The sequence below is a fragment of the Ruegeria sp. CH11 genome, from assembly GCF_056537105.1.
The window spans coordinates 148,390-174,875 of sequence record NZ_JBQFQX010000003.1 but is presented as its reverse complement, the minus strand read 5'-3'; the positions used below and the strand labels follow the sequence as shown (position 1 = coordinate 174,875).

The window sequence follows — 26,486 nt, the reverse complement described above, 5'->3', positions numbered from 1 at the left end:
CAATGATGCGCGACATCCCCGGCGCAGCGGGCGGCATCCTCAGCTACTTCACCCGCCATCGGACCGTGGCGAACCTGCTGCTTCTGGTGATGCTGGTGCTGGGTGCCGCAGCCATCCCGAATATGCGGGCGCAGTTTTTTCCGGATGTGATCCTCGAACGTGTCGATGTGAACGTCGATTGGGACGGGGCCGGGCCCGAGGATGTCGACAACGGCATCGTGCAACTGCTCGAACCTGCGTTGCTGGCGGTCGAGGGCGTGGCCAGCACCGAATCTACCTCGCGCGAGGGATCAGCCCGCATCCGGTTGGAGTTTGAGCCCAACTGGGACATGTCCCGCGCAGTCGAAGAGGTCAGAACCGCCGTCGACAGCGTCAACAACCTGCCCGAAGATTCCGATGAGCCCACGATCCAACGCGGCGCGTGGCGGGATCGGGTAACGGATGTGGTCATCACCGGACCGATCGAGGCGGAACAGCTGGCCAAGTTTACTGACGAATTGATCAGCCGCCTGTTTGCCGTTGGCGTAACGCGAACGACAATTCGCGGTCTGGCCGCGCCGCGCGTTGTTGTCGAGGTTCCGACGGTTCAACTGATCGCCAATGACATCACCATGTCCGACATTGCCTCGGCCATCGCGGCCGAGGTCACCGCCAGCCCCGCAGGGGACGTTACCGGCGCCAACGCGCGCATCCGAACCGGCGCCGAAAAGCGCAGCCCTGAAGAGATCGAAGGCATCGCGCTGCGCACCTTCGAGGACGGATCGAAGCTGATCGTGGGCGATGTGGCCGAAATCCGCGTCGAAGGCGTCACCCGCAATCGCAGCTACTATGTAGGTGATAACCCGGCCATGTCGGTGCGGGTGGATCGGTCGAATCTGGGCGATGCGATTGAAATTCAGCGCACCGTTGAAGATGTCGTTTTGGACATGCAGGCCAGCGTTCCCGAGGGTATCACGATCGAGCTGATCCGTACCCGTGCGCAAGCCATCACGGATCGTCTGGACATCCTGGTCGACAACGGCCTGGTCGGGCTTGGACTGGTGGTCTGCCTGCTGTTTCTGTTCCTCAACGCCCGCATCGCCTTTTGGGTCGCGGCGGGCATTCCTGTCGCCATGTCTGCCGCGATTGCGCTAATGTATCTGGGCGGGTTGTCGATCAACATGGTGTCCCTGTTCGGTCTGATCATCACGTTGGGGATCGTGGTGGATGACGCTATTGTCGTTGGCGAACATGCCGATTTCCGCGCGCGCCGGTTGGGAGAGGCCCCGATGGTGGCTGCCGAACGCGCCGCGCGTCGTATGGCTATGCCGGTCTTTGCCGCGACGATCACCACCGTCATCGCCTTTTTCGGCCTCACTCTGGTCGGTGGACGGTTTGGAGAGCTGATCCGCGATATTCCCTTTACCGTGATCGCAGTTCTGGCGGCGTCGCTGATCGAATGCTTCCTGATCCTGCCGAACCACATGGCCCACGCCATTGCCCATTCCAGCAAGGAACACTGGTACGATCTGCCCAATCGCGTGGTGAACCGGGGGTTCCGCTGGGTGCGCGACAACCTGTTCCGGCCTCTGGTCGCGTGGGTGGTATGGGCGCGCTACGTGGTTGTGGCCGTGATGGTCGTGATCCTGGCCAATCAGATCGCGCTGTTCATCCGGGGCGATGTGAACTGGCGGTTCTTCAACGCGCCCGAGCGGGGCTCGGTCACCGGCAACTTTATCATGGTTGAAGGCGCGACACGCGCCGACACCTTGGAAATGATGCGCATGGTTCAGCGCGCGACGGAAGAACTGGGTGAGATCTATGCCGAGCGTCACGGCAGCAACCCGATCGATTATGTTCTGGCCGAGGTTGGCGGCTCTGCCGGGTGGGGGCTTGCGGCTGCAGATGGCAAGGATGCCGATCTGTTAGGGGGTATCTCGATTGAGCTGATCGACGCTGACCTGCGCCCCTATTCCAGCTTTGAATTCGTCGGTGAGTTGCAGGATTTCGTCCCCCGCCATCCAAAAGTCGAATTGCTGTCCTTCCGGGGTTGGCGCTCTGGCCCCGGGGGCGATGCGATTGACGTGCAATTCTATGGTGCGGACGTGAACACGCTCAAATCCGCGTCAGAAGAGTTGCAGACGGAATTGTCGAAATACCCGGAAGTCTCAGCGCTCGAGGACAATCTGGCCTATGACAAGGAGGAGTTCATTCTGGACCTGACTGCGCAGGGTCAGGCGCTGGGCTTTCGCATCGAAACACTGGGGCGTGTGCTCAGGGATCGTCTGAACGGCATCGAGGCCGCGACCTTCCCTGACGGGCCGCGCAGCGCCGAGATCAGGGTCGAACTGCCCGAGGGCGAACTGACCGCAGACTTTCTTGAGCGTACTTTGATGCGCACACCGGACGGGGTCTATGTGCCGCTGGCCGATATCGTCTCGGTCGAGCGCAAGTCGGGTTTCTCGACCGTCAGGCGCGAGAATGGTTTGCGGGTGATCTCGGTGAATGGCGACATCTCCGAGGATGATCCGACGCGCGCCGCAGAAATCGAACGTGCCATGCGCGAGGAAATCCTGCCCAATATCGCCGCCACGAAACAGGTGGAATGGCGTATGGCGGGTCTGAGCGAGCAAGAAGACGAGTTTTTGTCCGAGGCTCGCACCGGCCTGATTCTGTGCCTGACCGGCATCTATCTGGTACTGGCTTGGGTCTTTGCCAGCTGGACCCGACCTTTGGTGGTGATGGCGATCATACCGTTTGGCCTAGTCGGCGCAATCTGGGGCCATTACATCTGGGAGGTGCCCCTGAGTATGTTCACCGTGGTCGGGTTGCTGGGGATGACGGGGATCATCATCAACGACTCGATTGTTCTGGTGACCACGATTGACGGATATCAGCAAGAGCGCGGGCTTGTGCCGTCGATTGTCGAAGGCACTGCTGATCGTTTGCGGCCGGTGATGTTGACCACGCTGACGACGGTGTTGGGGCTGACGCCATTGCTCTATGAAGGGTCCCAGCAGGCGCAATTCCTGAAACCTACAGTGATAACGTTGGTCTACGGGTTGGGCTTTGGCATGTTGCTGGTCCTGCTTCTGGTGCCTGCTCTCTTGGCCATTCTCAATGACGTTTCGCGCCCGATGACCGCGTTGCGACGTGCGCTGAAAGCACCGGACCGGGTTGTGAAAGGCGCGGTTGTTGCAACAAGCGCCGTGCTCGCAGTCTGGCTGGGCGTGTCCATGGTCTGGCCCGCCCTGACCGGTGCCCCGATCGGCCTGCTGGCCGGGCTTTATCCTTCGGAGGATGGTTTGAGCATTCTGCGGATGGGCTTTGGCCTGTTTGCTGGTGGTGCGGTGGCCATTCTGGTGCTGGGCGTGCTGGCTTCAGGCCTGCTTTATGGGCGGCTGTCCAGACGTGCAGGGGCCTGATCGACGCGCAGGGCGCGGGCCAGAAGGTCGGGCACGCGCGCGCTCATGGGCAAATCGCCGTCAAAGATTTGTTCCATCGGAAACCATCGCGCATCCAGCGCATCATCCGCGGCCACGGGTGTCCCGGACTGGTAACGGCACAGGACGCCGACCAGCAGGTAGTGCGATTGCACATGCCCGTCCTCGTCGCGCCGCACCAGATCCAAATTGTCGATATAGCCGTCGGGATGCGCCGTCACGCCGGTTTCTTCCAGCAGCTCCCGGACTGCGGCCTGAGAAACGGTTTCGCCCCATTCCACGTGACCGCCGGGAAAGCCCCAAAGTCCCATGTCGGGTTGTTTGCTACGCTGAACCAGCAGAACCTGATCCTGATGCATCACCACGGCCAATGCGCCGATCTTTGGGGAAGGGGTCATCCGGTCAGCCCGCGCTGCACCCAAGGATGTCCACCGCGTGATTGACCCCAAGCACGGTGATCCGAACTTCGGACCGATCCAGCGCCAAAGGTCCGCCCGAAGCACTGATCACCTCGGACCGGGCAATCAAGGTGTTTCCCTGCCGCCTGGTTTCCGCTTGCGAGGCCCAAAGCGTCGGGTTGCCGGGCTCGATCACCGCGAATTCTTCGCCACCCGCCGAGGGCATGGTGATGTGCGCCTCGATCTGCATTCCGTCCTTTGTGGGCTTCAGATGACAGGCCGCCGCTGCCACGCCGGCTTCGCGCGCTGAAAACGGGCGTTGCGCCAGCGCCGCAGCAATGGTCGGATTGCGCCCGGCTTCGGCATCCAGCACGTGATCGAAATCCAAACGTCCCGGGACGCAGACATCCTTACACACGCCCAGATCCATCTCGCCGCGCAGGCGCACGGGCTTTGTCGGGTTCTTCGGGGTGATTTCGACCGGCAACACCAGCTGCCCCTCGTATCCGACGGATTGCAGCCCATTCTGGTCAAACACGCTGGGCGCGGGCCAGGTGATTTTCACGTCGCCTACATTGCCCGAACCGCCCCAGTCGAACTGCGGCGGAATACCGGCATCGCCCGGAGCGCGCCAATAGGTCTTCCAGCCGTCTTTCAATGTCAGCCGCAAAGCACCCTGATAGGTGCCCTTGGCTGTGCGCCCACCGTCCAGAATATCCAGTTGCACAAGCTGATCCACGCCTTGCGCGATGGTAGGCGAGGTCAGGCACAAGCTGGCGATCAGGGCCGCGGCTGTCGACTTCCGGAAATTCGTCATGATCCATAAATGCGTCCTGCGAACCCGATTGCCAAGTCACGTTCCGGTCACTTCGATGAAATCTGCCCGAATCCCGGCTGACGCCTTGCCATTCCCCGCCTTCCGGGGCCATTGTTGCAGAGGAAGCCGAGACAAGAGACTCCTTCACATGGACCTGACCGGAAAACTGCTGATTGCGATGCCTGGCATGGGCGACCCGCGTTTCGAACACTCGGTCGTCTACATTTGCAGCCATGCTGAGGATGGCGCGATGGGGCTTATCGTAAACAAGCCGTCGGATCTGCGGATCAAGGCTCTGTTGGAACAGCTCAATATCCCGTGCCGCATCCCGGTGGTCGGCGAACGCCTGGTACATTTCGGCGGTCCGGTCGAGATGTCGCGCGGCTTTGTCCTGCATTCCTCGGATTACGAGGCGAACCTGCATTCGATGGAGATCAGCACCGATTTCAGTATGACGGCAACGCTGGACGTGCTGGAAGACCTTGCTTCGGGCACAGGACCGCTGAACGCGATGGTGGCGCTGGGCTATTCCGGCTGGGGACCGGATCAGCTTGAGGATGAGATTGCCATGAACGGCTGGCTGACTACTGACGCAAGCCCCAAGCTGGTATTCGATCTTCCCGATGACGAAAAATGGGAGGCTGCATTGGCAACCCTGGGTGTTGACCCGCTGACCCTGTCGGCCAGCGCGGGCCGCGCCTAGTCGCGGGGCGCTGCAGCGCGTCTGAGCCGGTCGTTGATCGCAGCGCCCAAGCCCGTGTCAGGAATCGGGGCGACGGCGATCGGGCGGCCGGATTTGTCCAACGCGTGCAGGGCCGCAAACAAGTTGGCCGCGGCTTCGTTCAGGTTTCCGCTTGCGGACAGGTTCACATCGCACTCGCCGGGGCCGAACCCAAGAAGCACTTCGTCACCTTGCCGCGACTGCGCGTTCAGGCGCACGGACGACTCGGGCGCATAATGCGACTGCAATTGCCCGGGGGCGGTCAGCAGATCGCCCGACTGGTGGATATGCAATTGGGTGTTCAAAACGGCCTCGATATCTTCCAACGCAACGCCTCCGGGCCGCAGAAGGGCGGGCTCGCCTGCCAATCCGACAATCGTGGATTCAAGGCCCACACCGCAGGGGCCGTCATCCAGCACCGCTGCAACGCGCCCGTCCAGCCCGGCGAGAACGTGTACGGCGGTGGTCGGGCTTATCCGGCCCGATGGGTTGGCCGATGGGGCCGCAACCGGTGCATCGACGGCTTTCAGCAACGCGCGCGCTGTCGGATGCGCCGGAACCCGAACCGCCAGTGTTTCCAACCCGGCAGTGACCAGCGACGACACGCCATGCCCATCGCGCAGGGGCAGCACCAAAGTCAGGGGACCGGGCCAGAACGCATTTGCCAACTGTTCCGCCTGATCGGACCATTCCACGTATCGCTGCGCGTCTGCGACCGAGGCGACATGGGCGATCAACGGGTTGAAACTGGGGCGCCCCTTGGCGGCGTAGATTGCCGCCACTGCCTGACCGTTGCGGGCGTCGCCGCCAAGCCCGTAGACCGTCTCGGTCGGGAAGGCGACCAGCAATCCCTGTCGCAGCAAGTCGGCGGCTTGTGCCAGCCCAGCGGGATCGGCGGACAAGACTTCGGTGCGATAAGGGATCATGGGTCGTGACGCCGCGTTTTGGTTGATTGCAACATAGGGACAGGTAGGTAATCGTGCCAACGCAGATGAATACCGGGGGGGCTTGAAGAATCCAAGCCCGCTCTTACAACCCGACAGACAAGCCCGAGAACAGCCATGCCATACCGCGCACCGACCTCTGACTATCAATTCCTTTTGGACAACGTCGTCGGATTCGATCAGATCGCCGCCACCGAGAAATTTTCTGAGGCCAGCGCCGATGTGGTCAGCGCCATCCTGTCAGAAGCCGGCAAGATGTGCGAAGAAGTTCTGGCCCCGCTGCAACGTCCCGGCGATCTGGAGCCTGCCCGGCTGGAAAACGGTGTGCTTCGCACTTCACCCGGATATGCAGACGGCTGGAATGCGATCAGCGAAGGTGGTTGGATCGGTATGAGCGGCGATCCGGACTATGGCGGAATGGGTCTGCCGATGACCGTCACGACCGCTGTCAACGAGATGATGTCAGCAGCTTGCCTGTCTCTGCAACTTGCCCCGCTTATGACCCAGGGCCAGATCGAGGCGCTTGAACATCACGCCAGCGACGCGCTCAAGGCGTTGTACCTGCCCAAGATGATGGCGGGTGAGTGGTCCGGCACTATGAACCTGACCGAGGCACAGGCCGGGTCGGATGTCGGTGCTTTGACCTCGCGCGCCGAACCCAATGGCGACGGAACCTATGCCGTGAGCGGGCAAAAGATCTTTATTTCTTGGGGCGACAATGATTTCTGCGAAAACATCTGTCATCTGGTTCTGGCCCGTCTGCCGGACGGTGTCCCGGGAACCAAGGGCATTTCGTTGTTTCTGGTGCCCAAATACATCCCTGACGAAAACGGCAATCCGGGCGTTGCCAACGATCTGAAGGTCGTCTCGCTGGAACATAAGATGGGTCTGCACGGCTCGCCCACCTGCGTCATGCAATATGATGGAGCCAAAGGCTGGCTTGTGGGTAAGGAACATGGCGGCATGGCTGCGATGTTCACCATGATGAACAACGCGCGCCTGGGTGTTGGCGGTCAGGGTGTCGGCGCTGCGGAAGGCGCCTATCAGCATGCGTTGGCTTATGCGCTTGAGCGCAAGCAGGGCAAAACAGCTTCGGGCACCATTATCGACCATGCGGATGTCCGTCGTATGCTGATGGAAATGCGGGCCGATGTTTTTGCGTCGCGCGCGATCCTGTTGGCCAACGCCGCTGCGATCGACATGTCACAGGCTACAGGTGATCCGGAATGGTCGGCGCGCGCCGCCTTCTTGACACCGATTTGCAAGGCATTCGGTACTCAGGCGGGCATGCGCGTGGCTGAGACTGGCGTTCAGGTGCATGGCGGTATGGGGTTCATCGAAGAAACCGGTGCCGCGCAGTACTACCGCGACGTCCGCGTCACCGCGATCTACGAAGGCACCAACGGCATTCAGGCCATGGACCTAGTCGGTCGCAAGATGATGGACGGGGGTGAAGCCGCTATGAGCCTGCTTGACGAGATCGAGGATCAGGCCGAACGCGCCCGGGCAACCCTTCCCGAACTGGCCGGGCCGGTTTGGGAGGCGACGGAAACCCTGCGTGAGGCAACCGAATGGATGGTTGCGCAGGGTGACATGAACAGCCGCTTTGGCGGCGCGGTGCCCTATCTTCACGCCTTTGCACGCGTGTTGGGTGGGCATTTCCACCTATCCGCTGCGCTGGCCGACCCGGACGGACCCCGGGCCAAATTGGCGCGCTTTTACATCAACGCGTTGCTGCCGGAACATGCGGGGCTTCTGGCGCAGGCGCAGACCGGTGCTGACGATCTTTACGCCCTCAGCGCCGAGGAGCTGGCACTCTGATGGACGGAGATACCCCGTTGTCGATTCACTATCCTTGCGCTGAACCACCGGCCCCCGGGGAGTGCATGGAAATCGCCGAGGGCATTATCTGGATTCGACTGCCGTTGCCGATGGTGCTGGATCACGTGAACGTTTATGCGTTGGACGATGGCGACGGATGGACGGTGATCGATACGGGCGTTTCAACGAACAAGTCTCGCGCGATCTGGGAAAAACTCATGGCAGGTCCATTGGCCGGCAAACCCGTCAACCGGGTTGTGGTGACCCATCACCACCCGGATCATGTGGGAAATGCGGGTTGGTTTCAGACCGAACATGGTGCGGAACTGGTCACCACGCGGACGGCCTGGCTGTTCTCACGCATGTTGACGCTGGACGTGCAGGAAACCTGGCCGCAGCAGACCCTGGACTATTACCGCAGCGCTGGAATGGCGCCCGAGATCCTGGCCAAGCGCATGGCGGAACGGCCTTTCAACTTCGCGGATGCGGTCTATCCGATGCCGCTGGGCTTTACCCGGATCAAGCAGGGTGATGTGATCCGCATGGGTGGGCGCGACTGGGACGTGCAGATCGGCAATGGCCATGCCCCGGAACACGCCACATTCTGGAGCCGCGATGACAATCTGGTTCTGAGCGGAGACCAGATCCTCAGTTCCATCAGTTCCAATCTGGGCGTCTACGCCACCGAACCCATGGCCGACCCCGTGGCCGACTGGATGGAATCCTGCGAGCGACTGGCTCAGCTGGCGCGGCCCGAACAGCTGGTACTAGGCGGGCACAAGCTGCCCTTTACCGGGCTGCCGGTCCGCATGCGCCAACTGATCGAGAACCACCACGGCGCGCTTGATCGTCTGGCGGCCGAACTGGATGCGCCAAAAACCGCGTCCGAGTGCTTTGCACCCCTGTTCAAGCGTCAGATCGGTGAAGGCGAGTACGGGCTTGCTTTGGTCGAAGCGGTTGCGCACCTCAATCATCTCTACCACATTGATGCTGTCACCCGGACGCGGCGCGCGGATGGGGCATGGGAGTATCAGCGCAAAGGGTAGATCAGATGCAGGATGAAATCGAAACCTCGGCCGAGGCTGCAGAAGCCGCAGCTTTGCCCAGGTGCTATGAGGTGCATGCCAATTCCGCTAGCGACTCCGGTTCAAAGGAACTGCCGAAGCCGCTGCAACAACCGGTCGAGACCAAAAGCCCGGCCCAATGGGCATATGAACGGTTGATTCTGTATATCCAGAACTTTGAAAAAACGCTGGACGGCGATCACGAGGTGGCCATGGGTTTTACCGGTGGCGACGCCGGAGTGATGCGGATCGAAGGCATGGGCTATTTCGACCCGGACGTGATCACTTTTTATGGCTCGGACGGGGGCGGGGCAAAAACCCAGCTGGTGCAGCATGTCAGCCAACTGAACGTGATGCTGCGGGCCCTGCCAAAGACGATCGAAGACAAGCCGGCCAACCGAATTGGGTTTCGCCTGGCGGCCGATCTGGAAGAAAGCTGACGGTCCAGCTTGCAATTCACGTCTGCGCAGCCTTGAATGAGTGCATCGTTCAGGAGGGCGCCGTGTGACCAATTTCTCAGCCGTTACAAATGCCTACACTAGCGCATGGGCGCGGCGGCGCGTATTCGTTCCGATTTACGTCGCGGTTCGGCTGCTGCTGATCGCATTGATTGCGCCCGGTATGGCCATGGCCGTCAATTTTGCCGTTTCGCTGTCCGACCAAACCGCGCTGACGGATCAGGATATCGCCATGTTCCTGCTGTCGCCAGCAGGGTTCTTGGCTGCAATCGTTGTGCTCAGCCTGTTTTTGCTGGCTGAGGTGCTTGTCTTTGCCGTTATGGCCGGATCTTTGCGGATGGGCGAAAGCGACCCGTGGCGTGCGGGCGGTTCTGCGATCAGGTTGATCCTGACGCGCTTGCCTGCGCTGTTCGGATTTGCGGTGCGTCTGATCCTGCGGGTACTGGTCCTGGCGCTGCCATTCGTGGCTGTCGCCGGGTTGATCGCCTCGTGGACGCTGACTGAATACGACATCAACTATTACCTGACATTCCACCCGCCCGCGTTCTGGGTGGCGGTGGTTCTGATCGGGTTGGTCGTGGCTGCTTTGGCCTGGATTCTGATCCGCCGGTTGTCGGCCTGGGCGCTGGGCCTGCATCTGGTGCTGTTCGAGAAAGTAGGGCCCAAAGCGGCCTTTGCCGAAAGTGCCCTGCGAATGCAGGGCAAGCAGGGGCGGCTGAAGATCGAACTGGTCATCTGGCTTGTTATCCGCATCGCAATCGCCGCAGCTATCGCCGCAGTGGCGGGAATGTTGTTCGCGCTGGTTCCATTGCAAGAGGGGACCAATCTGCGGGTTGCTCTGATACTCAGCCTGATCGTCGCGGCACTTTGGTCTCTGGCCGGGCTGGTGCTGGCGGCCACTGCGCTGGGCGCGCTATCTGTTGTGCTGGACGAGTTCTTCGAGCCCAAGGCGGGTACCCTGCCGCACCCCGAACCGGGTAATTTGCGCGCGCCGACCCTGGTTACTGTCGCTGTTGCAGCGCTGGCCGTGCTGATAGGTCTATGGACCGGGCAGGAACTGTTGGAACAGGTGCAGGCACCCGATCATGCCGATGTTATCGGCCATCGCGGCGCCGCTGCGCTAAGGCCGGAAAATACCATGGCAGCGGTGCTCAAAGCGATCGAGGATGGCGCAGATTGGGTTGAAATCGATGTTCAGGAAACAGCGGATGGAGTAGTCATCATCGCCCATGACAGCGATTTCATGAAATTGGCGGGCGTTCCGCTCAAGGTCTGGGACGCCACGATGGAGGACGTGGCAGAAATCGACATCGGCAGTTGGTTTGATCCCCAATATGCTTCGGAACGCGCGCCGACCTTGCATGACGTGCTGAGCGCGGCCAAGGGCAAGTCCAAGGTCATTATCGAATTGAAGTACTATGGCCACGACGTCGATCTGGAAAACCGGGTAGCAGCCATCGTCGAAGAGCTGGAGATGCAGGACGAGATCGCGACCATGTCGCTGAAATACCCCGCCGTCCAGAAGATGAAAGCCATTCGTCCCGACTGGCGCGCAGGCGTTCTGGCGGCGACGGCTGTGGGCGATCTGTCGGGGCTCGAGGGTGAATTCGTGGCCGTAAACGCAGCGACCGTGTCGCCCGGGCTGATCCGTCAGATCCACGATGCGGGCAAGGACATTTATGTCTGGACAGTAAATGACCCGCTGCAAATGTCAGCGATGGCTTCGATGGGGGTCGATGGCCTGATCACCGACCGTCCGGCAATGGCGAACGAGGTGCTGCGTGTGCGGGCCGAGATGGGCCCGGGTGAGCGCTTGTTGCTCTGGCTGGCGACCACGTTCGGATTGTCGATCGATACCGACGAGATGCGCGATGCCAGTCCGTAAGCTGGCCGCGATCCTTTTGTGCCTGGCTTCGCCGCTTGCAGCACAAGATCTGATGCGCGGGGTCGAGATGCCCGCCCATCGCGCGCTGATGGTGGTCCGCGACGCCGGTGACCTGTCAGAATTCGAAACCGACGGATGTTCGGGCGGGTTGTCATCAAGCTGGCGGCTGGTGGCGGACGCCTTCCCGAAATTCAGCGCGCTTTATGAGGCGCACCCGCCCTGGGAATATTGCTGCGTCACCCATGATCGCGCCTATCATAACGCGGGCGGTGCCGAAAATGCCGAAGACAGTTTCGAGGCGCGTCTAAGCGCAGATGACACGCTGCGCTCCTGCGTGAAGAACCACGGCGAAGACCACGCCAATGAATATGCGGCCAGATACGACATGACTTCGGACCAGATTCGCTCGGTTCATTCGATAACGGGTGAGGCAATGTACATGGCGGTCCGCTTTGGCGGAGGGCCATGCAGCGGCTTGCCGTGGCGGTGGGGCTTCGGTTACCCGGGATGTACGATCTTTACGTCGCCTGCGCGCGAATGACATCGTGACAGGCCGGGAAAATTCCAGTATCCACGCCTGAAACACGCGAATTGGGAATCTAGTTACATGGCTGAACACAAGCACGGCGAAATGGACATCACCGTACAAACCAAAACCTTTGATGGCTTCATCAAGTTTACCACATGGTGCGTTGTGGCCATCGCGTTCCTGTGCCTGTTCCTGGCGGTTTTTGCGTCGTAATTCACCCCGGGGGCGATCCGTGTTCAGGATTTTGATTGCGTGCCTGTTGGCAGCAACCGTGGCAGGATGTGTCGGATCGCAGCGGCCGCAGGCAGATCAGGCCGAGATTGTGGCCCGATCCTTTCGGGATCCCGGCCCCTCGACCCTGACGCTTTACACGATGATCAGCACCCGCACCGGGTCCGGGGCGCATACGTCTCTGATGATCGGCGGCAGCGAACGCGTGATTTTTGACCCGGCGGGATCGTTCCGGGCCGACGTCGTTCCGATCAGGGATGACGTTCTATACGGCATTACGCCTGCAGTTGAACGCGCCTATCGCAGCGCCCACGCGCGCGAGACGCATTATGCCCGCATTCAAACCATCGAAGTCAGCCCGCAGCAGGCCGAGATCGCGCTGCAACTGGCCAAGCAGTCGGGGCCTGTGGCCGGGGCCTATTGTGCCAACTCAACTGCGCGGCTGCTGCAACAGGTTCCGGGATTCGAGCAGATCGATGTGACCTTCTTTCCGGTGAAACTGTCCGAGCAATTCGGGCAAATTCCGGGGGTCGTCACCTCGGAATATCGCGAGAATGACGATGCCGACTTGCAAAAGGGGCTGGCGCAGAACAACGCGCGCCTCAATCAGTTGGATGCGACCTCAACCAACTAGGTAGAGCAGACCGTAAAGCGAGGCTGCGCCGCTGAAAATCGCGTAGAGCACGTTTTTGGTCAGAAGCCCGACTGCGAGTGTGACAGAGGCGGCTGCCATGCGCGGCAGATCCGGCTGTCCGTCAGTGGCGGTGGGCCAGACGACCAAAGGCGCGATCAGGGCAGGGATAATCGCGACTGCGGTATAGCGGAGATGGCGCAGCAGCCACGGCGGCATCGGACGGTCGCCCACCAGACCGATGAAGGTGAACCGCAACGCGTAGCTGCCCAGGGCCAGACCGACGATGATGATCCATATGGTGATTGGGTCCGTTTGTGTCATGTCTTTCTGCGCTCCAGCATCAGTTCGGCCTGGGCACCGGCGATCATGCCGACCGAACCTGCGATCAGAAGGCCAAGGTTGAACGGCACCGCAACGGTCAACAATGCGACGACGATGGCGACAAGCGCAGCGACCACATGGGCCAATGTCCGCATCATCGGGCCGATCATCGCCAGAAATGCAATCGGCAGCGCAAAATCCAGCGCCCAGCTGTTCGGAATCTGTGAACCCAGGACGGCCCCAAGAAAGGTGGTAAGCATCCACAGAGGCGTGACCGGAGTTGCCGACCCGAAGAAGTAAACCATCCGTTGGGGTACAGTCATCTGCGGCTCTTTCTCGAACCGCACGATGCCGCTGGCGTAGGTGTTATCGACAATCAGAAAGGCCGCACAGGCCCGTTGCCACAACGGCGCGGCTCCCAAATACGGCGTCAGTGAAGCCGAATACATCGCGACACGCAGATTTACCGCCAGAGCCGAGATCAGAATAATCAGGGTCGGCGTGTTTTCCTGCATCAATTGCAAGGCGGTAAACTGTGCCGCCCCAGCAAAGACGGTGGCCGAGAAAGCCATGGTTTGGACGATGTCCAGCCCGGCCTCGGCAGCAAAAACTCCGAACAACAGGCCGAACGGACCGGCGACGAAAATAAACGGGGTACCGTCCCGAACGCCTTTCCAGAAGTATGACTTGGATGTGGAGCTTGCCATGGCTAAATCCTATGGTGATCGCAGCAGCAGTAGCGGTCTTGGGAAAGGGTTGCAATTGGCCACGGAAATCGACTTGTCAGACTATCTCATCGCCCCGGAACCCGGGGCCGCGCGCCTGACGCGCGCGGTTGAAGGCGTGGATCAGAACGGCGAGGTCAGCCGGATCTCGGTGGTCGAGGAAAGACCGCTGACAATTTTCCTGAATGCGCAGGAAATCGTGACCGCAATGACCATCGGCGACTATCCCGAGTATCTGGCGTTGGGCTTCCTGCGCAATCAGGGCATGTTGCGCCCCGACGACACCATTACGCGCGTCGACTACGACGATGATCTTGAAACCGTTGTCGTTCGCACCGAGCGTGAAACGTCTTATGAGGACAAGCTGAAGAAAAAGACCCGCACCAGCGGCTGCGCTGTCGGCACCGTGTTCGGAGACATGATGGAGGGGCTTGAGGATGTGCGCCTGCCGCAGACCCCTGTCCGCACGTCGTGGCTGTACGAACTGGCGTCCAAGATCAACCGCACACCCTCGCTGTATCTTGAGGCAGGGGCCATTCATGGCACGGTCCTGTGCCGCGAGAACCGCCCGCTGGCCTATATGGAGGATGTCGGTCGCCACAATGCCGTCGACAAGATTGCGGGCTGGATGTTGTCCGAGGGCGAAGAGGCCGCTGACAAGATCCTGTACACTACGGGCCGCTTGACCTCTGAGATGGTGATCAAGACGGCGATGATGGGTATCCCGGTTCTGGCCTCGCGATCAGGGTTCACAGCCTGGGGGGTCGAGATCGCGCGCGAAGTTGGATTGACCCTGATCGGACGCATGCGCGGGCAACGGTTCGTCTGTCTTGCAGGCGAAGATCGCCTAATGCGCGATGTCGACCCGTCCAGTGTGCCGCAGGAAGACAAAAAGCACCGCCGCAAGAGCGCCGGATCCTGACAGATCTTTTCCGCGGGCTGCGCAAGTCGCGAAAAACTCTGCAAAATCCGTGTGATATGTCGTAAGGTGGCATATGGAACTCGTGAACCTCATCGCACCTGTTTTTACGGTCATCCTCACCGGCTATGTATTTTCATGGACAAACCTTCTGGGCAAAGACACCTCGGAGGCGCTGGTCCAGTTCGCCGTCTATGTGCTGATTCCGGCGATCATGTTCTATCTGATCGGGCAGGAAGAATTTGCGAACCTGCTGAATATTGGCTTCTACCTCGCCTATGGCGGCACGCTGCTGCTTTTGTTTGCAGCTTTGTTTGTCGGGCTCAGGGTTATTCTGAACATGCAGGTCGGGTCCGCCACGGTTGCGGCGTTTGCGGCGGTCGCCTCGAACACCGCGCTGGTGGCGCTGCCGATCCTGCATGCGATTTTCGGGTCCAGCGGTGCGTTGCCTGCTGTTCTGGCAAACCTCGTGGTTGCGATTTTGTTTCTGATCCTGACGTCGATCCTGGAAAGCAGCGCGGGGCATAGCGCTGACAAGAAGACTCCGATCCTGAAAATCATTCTGAACGTCCTGAAGAACCCGATCATCGCCGCGACCCTGTTGGGGGTGGCCTATTCCTTTACCGGGATCGGGTTTGCAAGCGCCGTGTCGGACTATCTGGAACTGCTCAGCCAGGCGCTTGCAGCTGTGGCGCTGTTTGCCATTGGATTTACCACAAGTGTGCGAACGATCGTGCAGACGGGGCCGCTGATTCTGTTCCTGTCCGTGACCAAGCTGATCGTTGCACCTGGCCTCGTTCTGTTGGCTGCGCACCTGATCGGGCTGGACCCGTTGTGGACGATCGCTGCGGTGGTCTCCTCTGCGGTGCCGACGGCGAAGAACATCTTTTTGCTCGCCAAACATTATGATCAAGAGCCCAAGCTTGCCGCACATACGGTTTCGGCGACCTCATTCCTGTCGATCGCGACGCTGATCGTGTGGCTGTTCGTCCTGCATCATATCTACCCAACCGCGTTTCAATTGAATTGATCCTTGGCGTAAATGCTGGGAATGTGCCGCGTGCATTTCGAACACGAGAGGACGGGGATGAATCGCCCAATTGGTGTCATTCTGGCCGGGGGTCTGGCCACTCGCATGGGTGGTGGCGACAAAGGCCGGTTGCAGCTTGGAGGGCAAAGCCTGTTGTCCCATGTGATTGATCGCCTGACCCCGCAGGTTGCGGGGCTGGTGCTGAACGCCAATGGGGACCCGAGCCGGTTCTCGGATCTTGGCCTGCCCATCGTTGCGGATTCGGTCGATGGGTTTGCCGGTCCGCTTGCAGGCGTTCTGGCGGGTCTGGACTGGGCGGCGGAACAGGGCGCAGAGGCCATCGTGACAGCCGCAGCCGACACGCCGTTTTTCCCGCGCGATCTGGTGGACCGTCTGATGCAGGCCGCCGAGGGGCAAGCGCACCCTCTGGTACTGGCCACCACCCCGCGATCCGGGGATGAAGCGTTAAAGTCCGGCGGCGGCAAACGGGTCAATCGGCATCCGACATTTGGCCTCTGGCCCGTGGCGTTGCGCGACGATCTGCGCGAGGCGCTGGGTGACGGCTTGCGCAAGGTTGTGCTGTGGACCGACAGACATCACGGGCGCGAGGCATTGTTTTCTGCCGAGCCGTTTGATCCCTTTTTCAACGTCAACACACCCGAAGATCTTGCAAAGGCGCAGGACATGCTGGAGCAGCAATGAGACTCTATGGTGTCACCGGATGGAAAAACGCCGGAAAAACCGGGTTGATGGAGCGTTTGGTCACCGAGATCACCGGGCGCGGTTATTCTGTTTCGACGATCAAACACGCGCATCACGCAGTTGACGTGGATCAGCCGGGCACGGACAGCTACCGGCATCGAACCGCCGGTGCGTCCGAGGTTTTGCTGGCATCGGCCCACCGCGTCGCGCTGATGCAGGAGTTGCGCGGCGCGTCGGAGCCGTCCCTGAGCAGCCTTCTGGCCCGCTTGTCCAAAGTCGATCTGGTGTTGATCGAAGGCTACAAGCGCGAACCGCATCCAAAGATCGAAGCGTACCGGGCAGTGGCGGGAAATCCACTGATGGCCGAGGAAAATGACTCGATCCGCGCCGTCGCCACTGACACGCCCCTTTCACTGGACCGGCCTGTGTTTGATCTGGACGATACATCCGCTATTGCAAACTTCATTCTGCAACAGGTCGGGCTGGACCCGGCGCGAAGCTGAAGGATTGTGGAATTGAGGACATCTGAGCCCAAACCGGATATTGCGCCTCCGCCGCTGCGGAACGACTGTTTTGCCTTGCCCGCAGGTGTGAACTGGACGCCGGTGGACAGCGCGCTGGGCCTGTTGCGTGAGCGGTTGCGTCCTGTTGTGTCGAACAGCTCGGTCGGACTTGCGCAGGCATCGGGTCGGATTCTGGCACAGGACGTGCAAGCGCTGCGGTCCAACCCGCCGCTCGCCAATAGTGCGGTGGATGGTTACGGCTTTGCAGGCGCGATACCCGAGGGAGAGCATGTGATGCCACTGGCCGACGGCCGCGCGGCGGCGGGTGTCCCCTTTGACGGTATTCTGCCCGCTGGTCACGCCTTGCGGGTGCTGACCGGGGCCGCGATCCCCGAGGGCGTGGACACGGTCATTCTGGAAGAGGACGTGACAGCCCGCGAAAGGCACATTGCGTTTCGCGGCCCGCTGAAACGTGGGGCCAACACACGACGGGCGGGCGAAGATGCGGCTGCGGGGGAGCTTGCTTTGCCCGCTGGCCGTCATCTTACCCCGGCGGATCTGGCGCTTTTGTCAGCGGTCGGCGTGTCCGAGGTTCCGGTATATAACCGCTTGCGGGTCGCGGTTCTTTCGACCGGAGATGAACTGGTCGAGCCCGGTCAACCTGCAGGGCCGGGTCAGATTTTTGACGCGAACCGGCCCATGCTGCTGTCCCTGATCGACCGGATGGGATTTGACGCGGTCGACATGGGTCGCGTCGCCGATGACCCTGATGATTTGCATGCACGACTGACTCAGGCAGCGGACCAGGCGGATGTGATTCTAACCAGCGGCGGTGCTTCGGCAGGGGATGAGGATCACGTCTCGGCCCTGTTGCGCAAGGAGGGGGCGATGCAGGAATGGCGGATTGCGCTCAAGCCTGGAAGGCCTTTGGCTTTGGGCATATGGCAGGGCACACCGGTTTTTGGCCTGCCGGGCAACCCGGTCGCGGCGATGGTCTGCACCTTGATCTTTGCCCGCCCGGCGCTTGGCCTGATGGCGGGGGCGGGTTGGCAATTGCCGCAAGGGTTCGATTTGCCAGCCGCTTTTGAGAAACGCAAGAAACCCGGTCGCCGCGAGTACCTGCGTGCCCGCGTGCGGGATGGGCGGGTCGAGGTTTTTCGCTCGGAGGGGTCAGGCCGGATCAGTGGCCTGAGCTGGGCCGAAGGGCTGGTCGAGATCGGCGATGCCGAGTGCCATATTCAACCCGGTGACCCGGTTCGGTTCATCCCCTATGGCAGTTTTGGCATCTAGCTAGTCGAACGTCCCGGCCACGCGGCCCACCAGCATAAAGGCACGGGCAGTGCGTGTTTCGCCCAATGCGGTCAGGTCCGCATCGCTGGCATCTGGTTCAAAATCCGCGATCATGTGGTCGAAGCGGCGTAAAAAATGATGCGCGGCGTCGCGGAAAATCGGATCCTGCTTCATCCGTGCCGCTGTCAGCGCCAGTGAAGAGCGATCCCGAATACCGCCAAGCGTCGCCACCGACCGACCACGCGCGCCCTGGGCAAATTGACGCCAGACTTCGGGCCGGGCCATGTCGGGGCGCAGGTCGTCCATATAGATCCCTTCTTGACTGAGAAGGGTCAGGACATCCTGCGACGCCTGCACCAGTTTCGATGCCTTCCGATCTTTCAGCGCCAGTCGCAAAGCCTCAAACCCTTGCTTGTCGCTTTGCGTTTCGGGGAAATTCAGCGCGCGGATGAAGATATCCGTCGTCAACGGCGGTGCAATGTCTTCGGCCTGCGTGCCGAGGGCCAAACTGGTCTGATCCTCGGGTTCGGAACTGCCACGTGTGGGCTCGTTTCGGGCCGACGAAAAGGTTGCGGCGGCAGGTGCCGCCTGTTTGGGGGTTTGGGCGATTTCGTCCAGCTTTTTGGCTGACGCAGGTTCATAAGTGCTGGCGGCGCGCTGTTGCTGTGTTACATAGGCGTGCCGGATGGCGTCGATCGCAGTCTGCAAACGCTCGCTTTCTTCGCGCATGACCCGGCTGGCCCGCATCGCGGTGGCCGCAACCCAGATCATAGCGACCGGAAGAAAAACGGCCAGCAGCGTGACGATGAACCCGCCGCCCTGTTCTGCGCCCGGCAGCACCAAAAACACCACCGAAACCACCAACCAGATGACGCTGAGCGCAAGCGCTGCGATCTCGATCCCGGTCACGGATGGCCGCGCTGGACGGTCATAGACGCCCAGCGATGTTGGCCGTTCGCTCTCTTGCTCTGAATTCTGCCCCGACATGGCACCGGCTCCGGTCAGGCGTATTGGATACTCAGAATTTCATAGGACCGCACGCCACCGGGGGTGCGCACTTCGACACTGTCGCCCTCGTCCTTGCCGATCAGTGCGCGCGCGATGGGGGATTTGATGTTCAACAGACCGTTTTCGATATTGGCTTCGTATTCGCCAACAATCTGCCAGGTCTTCTCCTCGTCGGTATCTTCGTCCACCAGCGTGACCTTGGCACCGAATTTGACCGCCCCGGCCAGTTTGGCGGGGTCGATCACATCGGCCAGCGACAGGATGCCCTCAAGCTCTTTGATGCGGCCTTCGATGAATCCCTGCTTTTCGCGCGCCGAGTGGTATTCGGCATTTTCCTTCAGGTCGCCCAATTCCCGAGCCGAGGCAATAGCCTCGATGATCGCCGGACGTTCGACGGATTTCAGGTTTTTCAGCTCCGCTTCAAGCGCGGCATTGCCCGCGGGCGTCATGGGGATTTTTTCCATTTTGTCTTGGTCCACGCATAAATTGTTACGCCCCGTCGCATGAAAACAGCGCCGGGGCGAGTGATGGGTCGCTGAATACCTGACCCAAATGCCGCGTGAAATGCAAGAGGGGTCAGCGGTTCCGGCGTTTTATTCGCGAACTCGCGCCGTCAGGATGTGGCAGGGCGTGTTTGTTTGCCCGCCCCAACAGATCGCCCCGGCGCCAGCGATGCGCTTCGGATCCTAGCCATAACAGCTCAATCATACTGCACGACCTCGAATTCGATGCCATTTTCGTCGCGGAAATAGAACCGTCGTCCTGGCTCGTAATCAGCGTGGTTATGCGGTTCGAACCCGGCCTTTTTGACCTTTGCTTCTGTTGCGTTCAGATCTTCGACCAACACCCCCACATGATTCAGCCCGCCGACGACATCGTAGCTGCTGTTGTTCAGGGGTTTTGGGTCCTCAGGCGCATAGAGTGCCAGATAGGTATGCTGGCTGCCCACATGCACCGTGTAGCCACCAGCGATGGCCGGACCTTCCCAGCGGGTTTTCCAGTCAAAGACTTTCTCCATCCACGCGGCCGAGGCCTTTGGGTCGCGGACAGTGAAATTGGTGTGTTCAAGCGTCGCCATCATGGGATCTCCTTTGCGAATTCAGGCTTGTCACGACTCACTGTAATTTCTAAACCTAACTTTAGGTCAAGAGATTTTTTGAGGATAAAATGACAGCGTCCGAAGGGTTGGCAATTGGTGCTTTGGCACGGCGTACCGGGTTGGCGGTTTCGGCCATCCGGTATTATGAGGCTCAGGGGCTGATCGCCCCCTGGCGCAATGCGGGCGGGCAGCGCCGCTATCAGCGGGCTGATATTCGGCGCCTGAGTTTCGTGATGATCGCGCAGCAGTTCGGTTTGACCCTGCCCGAGATTCGCGAGGTTCTGTCGGGCCTGCCCGGAAATCGCACGCCAACGCCGCAGGATTGGAAAAAGATCAGCCGGTCCCTGCGCGCGCGCCTGGATCAGCGAATCGATACTTTGGTGCGGCTGCGCGACAATCTGGACGGCTGCATCGGTTGCGGATGCCTGAGCCTGCCGAAATGCGCGCTTTACAACCCCGACGACCGCGCAAAATCACATGGTAGCGGTCCCAGGTACCTGATGGGGGACGCTCCGGACGCATAACTGCCGCATTGCAGCAATGTTACGCCGTGTTTTGATTGACCAATGACTTTCTGAGCATGTAATCAGCCGTGAAACAATATTGCGCAGACCACGCAGTGAAAGCGCCAATTCGGAAAGTTAGCTAAGGAGCCCGCGATGGCCGAGATTGAACGCGAAGCGATGGAATACGATGTGGTGATCGTAGGCGCAGGTCCTGCGGGCCTGTCGGCGGCCATCCGTCTGAAACAGCTGGATGCCGATCTGAACGTTGTCGTTCTTGAAAAGGGCTCGGAAGTGGGTGCGCATATCCTGTCGGGCGCTGTTCTGGATCCGTGCGGTCTGGACGCTCTGATCCCCGACTGGAAGGAAAAAGGCGCTCCGCTGAATGTGCCGGTGCAAGAAGACAACTTTTATATGCTGGGTGAGGCAGGCAAGATCCGCATTCCCAACGCGCCGATGCCGCCGCTGATGAACAACCACGGCAACTACATCGTGTCGATGGGCAATGTCTGTCGCTGGATGGCGGAACAGGCCGAAGAACTGGGTGTCGAGATATTCCCCGGCATGGCTTGTTCCGAGCTGGTCTACGGCGACAATGGCGAGGTTAAAGGCGTGGTTGCCGGTGTCTTTGGGCTTGAGCCCGATGGATCCTATGGTCCGGGTACCGAGCCGGGCATGGAACTGCACGGCAAGTACGTCTTCCTGTCGGAAGGTGTCCGCGGTTCGCTGTCCAAGGAAGTCATCGCCAAGTATGACCTGCAAGCTGGCAAAGAGGTGCAGAAATACGGCGTTGGCATGAAAGAGATCTGGGAGGTCGACCCGGCGAAGCACAAGGAAGGCACCGTTACGCACACTATGGGCTGGCCGCTAGGCAGCAACGCAGGCGGTGGATCTTTCATCTATCACCTTGAAAACAATCAGGTCTATGTCGGCTTTGTGGTGCACCTGAACTACAAGAACCCGCATCTGTACCCCTATATGGAGTTCCAGCGCTTCAAGCACCACCCGATGGTTGCCGAACTGCTGAAGGGCGGCAAGCGCGTGGCATATGGTGCGCGTGCAATCACCGAGGGCGGCTATCAGTCGATGCCGAAACTGGTGGCTCCGGGTGTGGCGCTGCTGGGCTGCTCGGCCGGTATGGTCAACGTGCCGCGCATCAAGGGCAACCACAATGCAATGCTGTCGGGCAAGGCGGCCGCCGAGGCCGCTTATGATGCCATCAAGGCCGAGCGTTCAGGCGACGAGCTGACCGCGTATGAAACCGACGTGCGCGACGGTGCGATTGGTGCTGACCTGAAAAAGGTCCGTAACGTCAAGCCGATGTGGTCGAAATGGGGACTTGTGCCTTCGCTGGCGCTGGGCGGTCTGGACATGTGGACTAACACGCTGGGCTTTTCGTTTTTCGGCACACTGGGCCACGGCAAGAACGATGCGGAGTCGACCGAAGACGCCAGCAAGCACAAGCCGATCGACTATCCGAAACCTGATGGCACGTTGTCTTTCGACCGCCTGACCAACGTCTCGTTTGCGATGACCAATCACGAGGAAAGCCAGCCCTGCCACCTGCATCTGACTGATCCGGATATCCCGGTAAAGGTCAATCTGCCCAAGTTCGACGAACCGGCGCAGCGCTATTGCCCGGCGGGTGTTTACGAAATGGTGCAGGACGACGACGGGCCGCGATTCGTCATCAATTTCCAGAACTGCGTCCATTGCAAAACCTGCGATATCAAGGATCCCAGCCAGAATATCACCTGGACCACGCCGCAAGGTGGGGACGGGCCAAACTACCCCAACATGTAAGCAAAAAACCGGGCAATGGCGGCGTCGTGAAGGCTCTGCCATTGCCTCTTTGGGGGCAAAGCCCTAGCTTGTTGCCAGACAACGACAACAAGGCAGTTTTTTGGTGTTTTCCCAGGTTCGTCGCGCGGTGATTGCCGCGTTTCTCAGCTCATCGGTTGCTTGGCCGGTTTTTGCGGATACGGGTTCGGGCTCTTATCTGGCGGGACGTCAGGCGATCTATCAAAGCGACTACGTCGCTGCCGAGCGGTACTACAGCCGGGCGCTGAACTTTGATCCGAAAAACGCAAAGCTGTTGGAAAGCGTGCTGCTGGCGCGCATCGCGCTGGGCGATATCGAAGGCGCATTGCCGGTCGCCGAAGCCACCGATGCAGGCGACGGTCCAAATCAGGCCGGGCGCATGGTGATCTACGCCAACCTGATCGCACAGGACAAGCTGGACGAGCTGCTGGCGCGCGACCCGGAAACGCAAGGTGTTGGTCCGCTGGTCGACGGGCTGGTGATCGCCTGGACCCATATCGGTCAGGGTGCCGTGACCCAGGCGATGGAGCAGTTTGACACCGTCGCGATGCAGGAAGGGCTGCGCGAGTTTGCGCTATACCACAAGGCAATGGCGCTGGCGTCCATTGGCGATTTCGAAGGTGCCGAAGAGGTCCTGGTCGCCGACAATGGCGCGGTCTCACGTATCTCGCGCCGGGCGGCGCTGGCCCGGGCCGAGATCCTGTCTCAACTGGATCGCAACGATGACGCGTTGCAGTTTCTCGAAGATGTGTTTGCTGCCGGGAACGATCCCTTTATCGAGAACTACACCGCACGTCTGGCGGCGGGCGAAACGCTGCCGTTTACCCATGTGCGCACCGCGCGCGATGGCATGGCCGAGGTGTTCTTCTCGGTCGGATCGGCGTTGAATTCGGATGCGGCGGATGACTATGTGCTGCTGTACACGCGCATTGCCAACTTTTTGCGCGCTGACCACATCGATGCAATCCTGCTGACGGCGGAGCTTCTGGAAGAGTTGCGGCAATACGACCTTGCGGTCGACGCCTATCGCGCCGTGCCGCCGGACAGTTTCGACTATCACGCGGCGGAACTGGGCCGGGCCGAAGTGCTGCGCCAATCCGGCAAGACCGACGCGGCCATCGAAGTGTTGCAGAACCTGGCGGTGCAACAGCCTGATTTGCCAGGCGTGCATGTCGCTCTGGCAGACCTGCTGCGCCAGCAAGAGGACTACGCGGCTGCCGTCGCCTCTTACGACACCGCCATCAACTTGACCGAGGCTGGAGCCGGAGCCAACTGGTTCTTGCATTACGCCCGCGGCATATCGCATGAGCGGCTCAAGAACTGGCAAAAGGCCGAGGCGGACTTCCGCAAGGCATTGGAATTGAACCCCGATCAGCCGCAGGTGCTGAACTATCTGGGTTATTCGCTGGTGGAACGGCGCGAAAAGCTGGACGAGGCACTGGACATGATCGAGCGCGCTGTCGCGGCGCGCCCCGACAGCGGCTATATCGTCGACAGCCTGGGCTGGGTCCTCTTCCGTCTTGGCCGTTACGACGAAGCGGTCGATCACATGGAACGTGCGGTCGAGCTGATGCCGGTCGATCCAGTGGTCAATGACCACCTAGGGGATGTGTACTGGGCCGTGGGCCGCGCGCGTGAGGCGCAGTTTCAGTGGAAGCGCGCGCTGTCCTTTGTCGATCCCGAAGATACCGACGGTGAGGCCGACCCCGACCGTATCCGCCGCAAGATCGAGGTCGGTCTGGACGTGGTGTTGGACGAGGAAGGCGCTGACCCTTTGAAGGTCGCCAATGACGGCTAAGGCTTTTGCGCCCGCCAAAATCAACCTGACCCTGCATGTGACCGGCCAGCGCGCAGATGGCTATCACCTTCTGGATTCGCTGGTCGTCTTTGCAGATATCGGGGACGATCTGACGCTGTCGCCGGGGCCCGAACTGTCGATGACGATCAGTGGCGAACATGCCGAAGGTGTGCCCGCCGATCAACGCAATCTGGCCTGGAAAGCGGCAGAGGCTGTGGGCTGGACCGGGCATATCGATCTGCACAAAGTGCTGCCTCATGGTGGTGGCGTCGGAGGTGGTTCGTCAGACGCTGCCGCCGTGCTTTCGGCGCTGTCAGGGCAGGGGATCGATGTTCCGACCAATGTGCCCTTGTCCCTGGGGGCGGATGTTCCAGTGTGCCTGACGGGTCAGGCCACTCGAATGCAGGGCATTGGCGAGAACTTATCGCCCCTATCCTTGCCGCAGCTTCCGGCTGTTCTGGTCAACCCTGGTATTTCCGTGCCCACCGGGGCGGTGTTCAAGGCGCTCGCATTGCGGGACAATCCCCCGATGCCCGAGGTGATCCCCGATCTTTCGACGCCCGAGGGCTGCGCCGACTGGTTGCGCGGGCAGCGGAACGATCTGGAAATCCCGGCAATGGATGTGGCCCCGGCGATCGAGGGGGTTCTGGACGCGCTTGAAGCATCCCGGCACACCCTGTTGGCCCGCATGTCTGGCTCGGGCTCGACCTGTTTTGCGCTCTATCCCACGATGAAGGACGCACATTTCGCGGCCTACGAAATCGGCGCGGCCCATCCCGATTGGTGGTGCCGTGCAACGAAGCTTAATTAAGGCGGGACACCACATAATCGGCCAGATCGCGCAGCAGGGTGCGAAGCTCATGATCCGGCAGTCCGGTCAATGCCGCCTTGGCCTTGGATGCCCAGCCACGCGCGTCCGCGCGCGTCGCCTCTAAGGTTCCGTACTTGTTCATCAGGGTCAGAGCATGATCCAGATCGCCTTCTTCCTGGCGGCCCTTGCTGATCGTACGCTCCCAGAAGGCATATTCCTCGGGGGTGGCTTGCGCCACGGCTTTAATCACCGGAAGCGTCAGTTTTCGTTCGCGGAAATCGTCGCCGACATTCTTGCCGGTTGCCTTGCTGTCCCCCTGATAATCCAGCAGATCATCCGCAATCTGAAACGCGATGCCCAGCGCATCACCATATTCGAACAGCGCCCGGACCTGCGGTTCCGACGCTCCGGCGATGACGCCACCAACCTCGGTTGCGGCGGAAAACAGCGCCGCGGTCTTGCCGCGTACGACCTGAAGGTAGACGCTTTCATCCGTACCCAGATCGGTCGCTGCGGTCATTTGCAGCACCTCACCTTCAGCAATCGTCGCCGAGGCATTGGCGAGAATATCCAGAACCCGCAGCGATCCGGTTTCAACCATCAACTGAAAGCTGCGCGAGAACAGGTAATCACCAACCAGAACGCTGGATTTGTTGTCCCACAGCAGGTTCGCCGTAGGCCGCCCGCGCCGCTGGGCGCTTTCATCAACCACGTCATCATGCAACAGCGTGGCGGTATGGATAAACTCCACCGTCGCAGCCAGCCGCACGTGGTGGTCGCCGGAATAGCCAAATAGACGCGCCGCTGCCAGCGTCAACATGGGACGCAGGCGCTTGCCGCCAGCCTCGACCAGATGCGCGGTGACCTCGGGAATACGCGGCGCGTGCTCAGAGGCCATACGCGTCTGGATCAGCGTGTTTACCGCCGCCATTTCGGGGGCAAGAATTTCGGCCAGCCGCTCGTGAGGCTTTGAAATTGCGCTGACTGTCATCACACTCCTGATACAAGGCTCGACTTCCGGCTCACCTTGCC

At 60.6% G+C, this 26,486-nt stretch carries 27 protein-coding genes; 18 read left to right on the top strand and 9 right to left on the bottom strand.

The genetic code is table 11. The features are described from left to right. Positions 1-2 precede the first annotated feature (2 nt). Complete coding sequence (locus ACR0LX_RS06710; RefSeq protein ID WP_480783051.1) at positions 3-3,404, top strand: efflux RND transporter permease subunit; 3,402 nt, start codon at positions 3-5, stop codon at positions 3,402-3,404. Here ACR0LX_RS06710 and ACR0LX_RS06705 read toward each other — a convergent pair. After that, a complete protein-coding gene (locus tag ACR0LX_RS06705) occupies positions 3,371-3,820 on the bottom strand; it encodes an NUDIX hydrolase (RefSeq protein ID WP_480783050.1) in 450 nt (149 codons plus the stop codon). The genes ACR0LX_RS06710 and ACR0LX_RS06705 overlap by 34 nt on opposite strands. Before the next feature lie 4 nt (positions 3,821-3,824). Then, positions 3,825-4,637: a protein-disulfide reductase DsbD domain-containing protein gene (locus ACR0LX_RS06700; RefSeq protein WP_480783049.1), complete on the bottom strand. Its 813-nt coding sequence runs from the start codon at positions 4,635-4,637 to the stop codon at positions 3,825-3,827. A 148-nt stretch (positions 4,638-4,785) separates the two neighbouring features. On the opposite strand from ACR0LX_RS06700, the gene ACR0LX_RS06695 reads away from it, so the two are divergent. After that, positions 4,786-5,340: a YqgE/AlgH family protein gene (locus ACR0LX_RS06695; RefSeq protein WP_480574624.1), complete on the top strand. Its 555-nt coding sequence runs from the start codon at positions 4,786-4,788 to the stop codon at positions 5,338-5,340. Here the strand turns inward: ACR0LX_RS06695 and ACR0LX_RS06690 are convergent. After that, complete coding sequence (locus ACR0LX_RS06690) at positions 5,337-6,284, bottom strand: L-threonylcarbamoyladenylate synthase (RefSeq protein WP_480783048.1); 948 nt, start codon at positions 6,282-6,284, stop codon at positions 5,337-5,339. The genes ACR0LX_RS06695 and ACR0LX_RS06690 overlap by 4 nt on opposite strands. Before the next feature lie 135 nt (positions 6,285-6,419). Here ACR0LX_RS06690 and ACR0LX_RS06685 point away from each other — a divergent pair, with 135 nt between their 5' ends. From ACR0LX_RS06685 to ACR0LX_RS06655, 7 genes are all read left to right on the top strand, one after another. Further along, positions 6,420-8,123 carry an acyl-CoA dehydrogenase gene (locus tag ACR0LX_RS06685; RefSeq protein WP_480574630.1) on the top strand — a complete coding sequence of 568 codons (1,704 nt, stop codon included), beginning with the start codon at positions 6,420-6,422 and terminating at the stop codon, positions 8,121-8,123. Then, complete coding sequence (locus ACR0LX_RS06680) at positions 8,123-9,169, top strand: MBL fold metallo-hydrolase (RefSeq protein WP_480783047.1); 1,047 nt, start codon at positions 8,123-8,125, stop codon at positions 9,167-9,169. Before ACR0LX_RS06685 ends, ACR0LX_RS06680 begins: the two co-directional genes overlap by 1 nt. A gap of 5 nt (positions 9,170-9,174) precedes the next feature. Further along, the gene (locus tag ACR0LX_RS06675; protein ID WP_480574636.1) at positions 9,175-9,627 is read left to right on the top strand and encodes a DUF6173 family protein; all 453 of its coding nucleotides are present in this window, start codon (positions 9,175-9,177) and stop codon (positions 9,625-9,627) included. Between the two features lie 64 nt (positions 9,628-9,691). Then, positions 9,692-11,530: a glycerophosphodiester phosphodiesterase family protein gene (locus ACR0LX_RS06670; RefSeq protein ID WP_480783046.1), complete on the top strand. Its 1,839-nt coding sequence runs from the start codon at positions 9,692-9,694 to the stop codon at positions 11,528-11,530. Further along, positions 11,517-12,071 carry a hypothetical protein gene (locus tag ACR0LX_RS06665; protein WP_480783045.1) on the top strand — a complete coding sequence of 185 codons (555 nt, stop codon included), beginning with the start codon at positions 11,517-11,519 and terminating at the stop codon, positions 12,069-12,071. The genes ACR0LX_RS06670 and ACR0LX_RS06665 overlap by 14 nt, the downstream gene beginning before the upstream one ends. Positions 12,072-12,137: 66 nt before the next feature. Further along, positions 12,138-12,272 (top strand): aa3-type cytochrome c oxidase subunit IV, encoded by a 135-nt coding sequence (locus ACR0LX_RS06660; RefSeq protein ID WP_039522971.1) that lies wholly within the window; start codon positions 12,138-12,140, stop codon positions 12,270-12,272. 19 nt (positions 12,273-12,291) lie between these two features. After that, positions 12,292-12,924 carry a hypothetical protein gene (locus ACR0LX_RS06655; RefSeq protein WP_480574645.1) on the top strand — a complete coding sequence of 211 codons (633 nt, stop codon included), beginning with the start codon at positions 12,292-12,294 and terminating at the stop codon, positions 12,922-12,924. Here ACR0LX_RS06655 and ACR0LX_RS06650 read toward each other — a convergent pair. Together ACR0LX_RS06650 and ACR0LX_RS06645 are read right to left on the bottom strand one after the other, a co-directional pair. Next, positions 12,913-13,245, bottom strand: coding sequence for an AzlD domain-containing protein (locus ACR0LX_RS06650; protein WP_480783044.1), 333 nt, complete (start codon positions 13,243-13,245; stop codon positions 12,913-12,915). The genes ACR0LX_RS06655 and ACR0LX_RS06650 overlap by 12 nt on opposite strands. Further along, the gene (locus ACR0LX_RS06645; RefSeq protein ID WP_480783043.1) at positions 13,242-13,952 is read right to left on the bottom strand and encodes an AzlC family ABC transporter permease; all 711 of its coding nucleotides are present in this window, start codon (positions 13,950-13,952) and stop codon (positions 13,242-13,244) included. Before ACR0LX_RS06645 ends, ACR0LX_RS06650 begins: the two co-directional genes overlap by 4 nt. Here ACR0LX_RS06645 and ACR0LX_RS06640 point away from each other — a divergent pair. From ACR0LX_RS06640 to ACR0LX_RS06620, 5 genes are all read left to right on the top strand, one after another. Beyond that, complete coding sequence (locus ACR0LX_RS06640) at positions 13,951-14,892, top strand: formate dehydrogenase accessory sulfurtransferase FdhD (protein WP_480783042.1); 942 nt, start codon at positions 13,951-13,953, stop codon at positions 14,890-14,892. The two genes, ACR0LX_RS06645 and ACR0LX_RS06640, sit on opposite strands and share 2 nt — an antisense overlap. A 73-nt stretch (positions 14,893-14,965) precedes the next feature. Beyond that, positions 14,966-15,919 (top strand): AEC family transporter, encoded by a 954-nt coding sequence (locus ACR0LX_RS06635; RefSeq protein ID WP_480783041.1) that lies wholly within the window; start codon positions 14,966-14,968, stop codon positions 15,917-15,919. Between the two features lie 57 nt (positions 15,920-15,976). Then, on the top strand, positions 15,977-16,621 hold the full coding sequence (gene mobA / locus ACR0LX_RS06630; RefSeq protein WP_480783040.1) for a molybdenum cofactor guanylyltransferase MobA: 645 nt from the start codon (positions 15,977-15,979) through the stop codon (positions 16,619-16,621). Continuing rightward, positions 16,618-17,124: a molybdopterin-guanine dinucleotide biosynthesis protein B gene (gene mobB, locus ACR0LX_RS06625; RefSeq protein ID WP_480783039.1), complete on the top strand. Its 507-nt coding sequence runs from the start codon at positions 16,618-16,620 to the stop codon at positions 17,122-17,124. The genes mobA and mobB overlap by 4 nt, the downstream gene beginning before the upstream one ends. 12 nt (positions 17,125-17,136) lie before the next feature. Next, entirely contained in the window at positions 17,137-18,414 is a 1,278-nt protein-coding gene (locus tag ACR0LX_RS06620; RefSeq protein WP_480783038.1) for a molybdopterin-binding protein, read from the top strand. Here the strand turns inward: ACR0LX_RS06620 and ACR0LX_RS06615 are convergent, their stop codons facing one another. The 3 genes from ACR0LX_RS06615 to ACR0LX_RS06605 form a co-directional block, all read right to left on the bottom strand. Continuing rightward, positions 18,415-19,401 carry a hypothetical protein gene (locus ACR0LX_RS06615; RefSeq protein ID WP_480783037.1) on the bottom strand — a complete coding sequence of 329 codons (987 nt, stop codon included), beginning with the start codon at positions 19,399-19,401 and terminating at the stop codon, positions 18,415-18,417. A gap of 14 nt (positions 19,402-19,415) precedes the next feature. Next, positions 19,416-19,886: a transcription elongation factor GreA gene (greA, locus tag ACR0LX_RS06610; RefSeq protein WP_480574670.1), complete on the bottom strand. Its 471-nt coding sequence runs from the start codon at positions 19,884-19,886 to the stop codon at positions 19,416-19,418. A gap of 236 nt (positions 19,887-20,122) precedes the next feature. Next, positions 20,123-20,503, bottom strand: a complete 381-nt coding sequence (locus ACR0LX_RS06605) for a VOC family protein (protein WP_480574672.1) — start codon at positions 20,501-20,503, stop codon at positions 20,123-20,125. A gap of 86 nt (positions 20,504-20,589) precedes the next feature. On the opposite strand from ACR0LX_RS06605, the gene soxR reads away from it, so the two are divergent. The 4 genes from soxR to ACR0LX_RS06585 all read left to right on the top strand — a co-directional run bounded on the left by soxR (position 20,590) and on the right by ACR0LX_RS06585 (position 25,454). Beyond that, complete coding sequence (soxR, locus tag ACR0LX_RS06600) at positions 20,590-21,045, top strand: redox-sensitive transcriptional activator SoxR (RefSeq protein ID WP_480783036.1); 456 nt, start codon at positions 20,590-20,592, stop codon at positions 21,043-21,045. A 135-nt stretch (positions 21,046-21,180) separates the two neighbouring features. Further along, positions 21,181-22,827, top strand: a complete 1,647-nt coding sequence (locus ACR0LX_RS06595) for an electron transfer flavoprotein-ubiquinone oxidoreductase (protein ID WP_480574677.1) — start codon at positions 21,181-21,183, stop codon at positions 22,825-22,827. Between the two features lie 100 nt (positions 22,828-22,927). Further along, the gene (locus tag ACR0LX_RS06590) at positions 22,928-24,643 is read left to right on the top strand and encodes a tetratricopeptide repeat protein (RefSeq protein ID WP_480783035.1); all 1,716 of its coding nucleotides are present in this window, start codon (positions 22,928-22,930) and stop codon (positions 24,641-24,643) included. After that, positions 24,633-25,454 carry a 4-(cytidine 5'-diphospho)-2-C-methyl-D-erythritol kinase gene (locus ACR0LX_RS06585; protein ID WP_480783034.1) on the top strand — a complete coding sequence of 274 codons (822 nt, stop codon included), beginning with the start codon at positions 24,633-24,635 and terminating at the stop codon, positions 25,452-25,454. The genes ACR0LX_RS06590 and ACR0LX_RS06585 overlap by 11 nt, the downstream gene beginning before the upstream one ends. Here the strand turns inward: ACR0LX_RS06585 and ACR0LX_RS06580 are convergent. Beyond that, positions 25,447-26,445 carry a polyprenyl synthetase family protein gene (locus ACR0LX_RS06580; RefSeq protein ID WP_480783033.1) on the bottom strand — a complete coding sequence of 333 codons (999 nt, stop codon included), beginning with the start codon at positions 26,443-26,445 and terminating at the stop codon, positions 25,447-25,449. The two genes, ACR0LX_RS06585 and ACR0LX_RS06580, sit on opposite strands and share 8 nt — an antisense overlap. Positions 26,446-26,486: the final 41 nt, after the last annotated feature.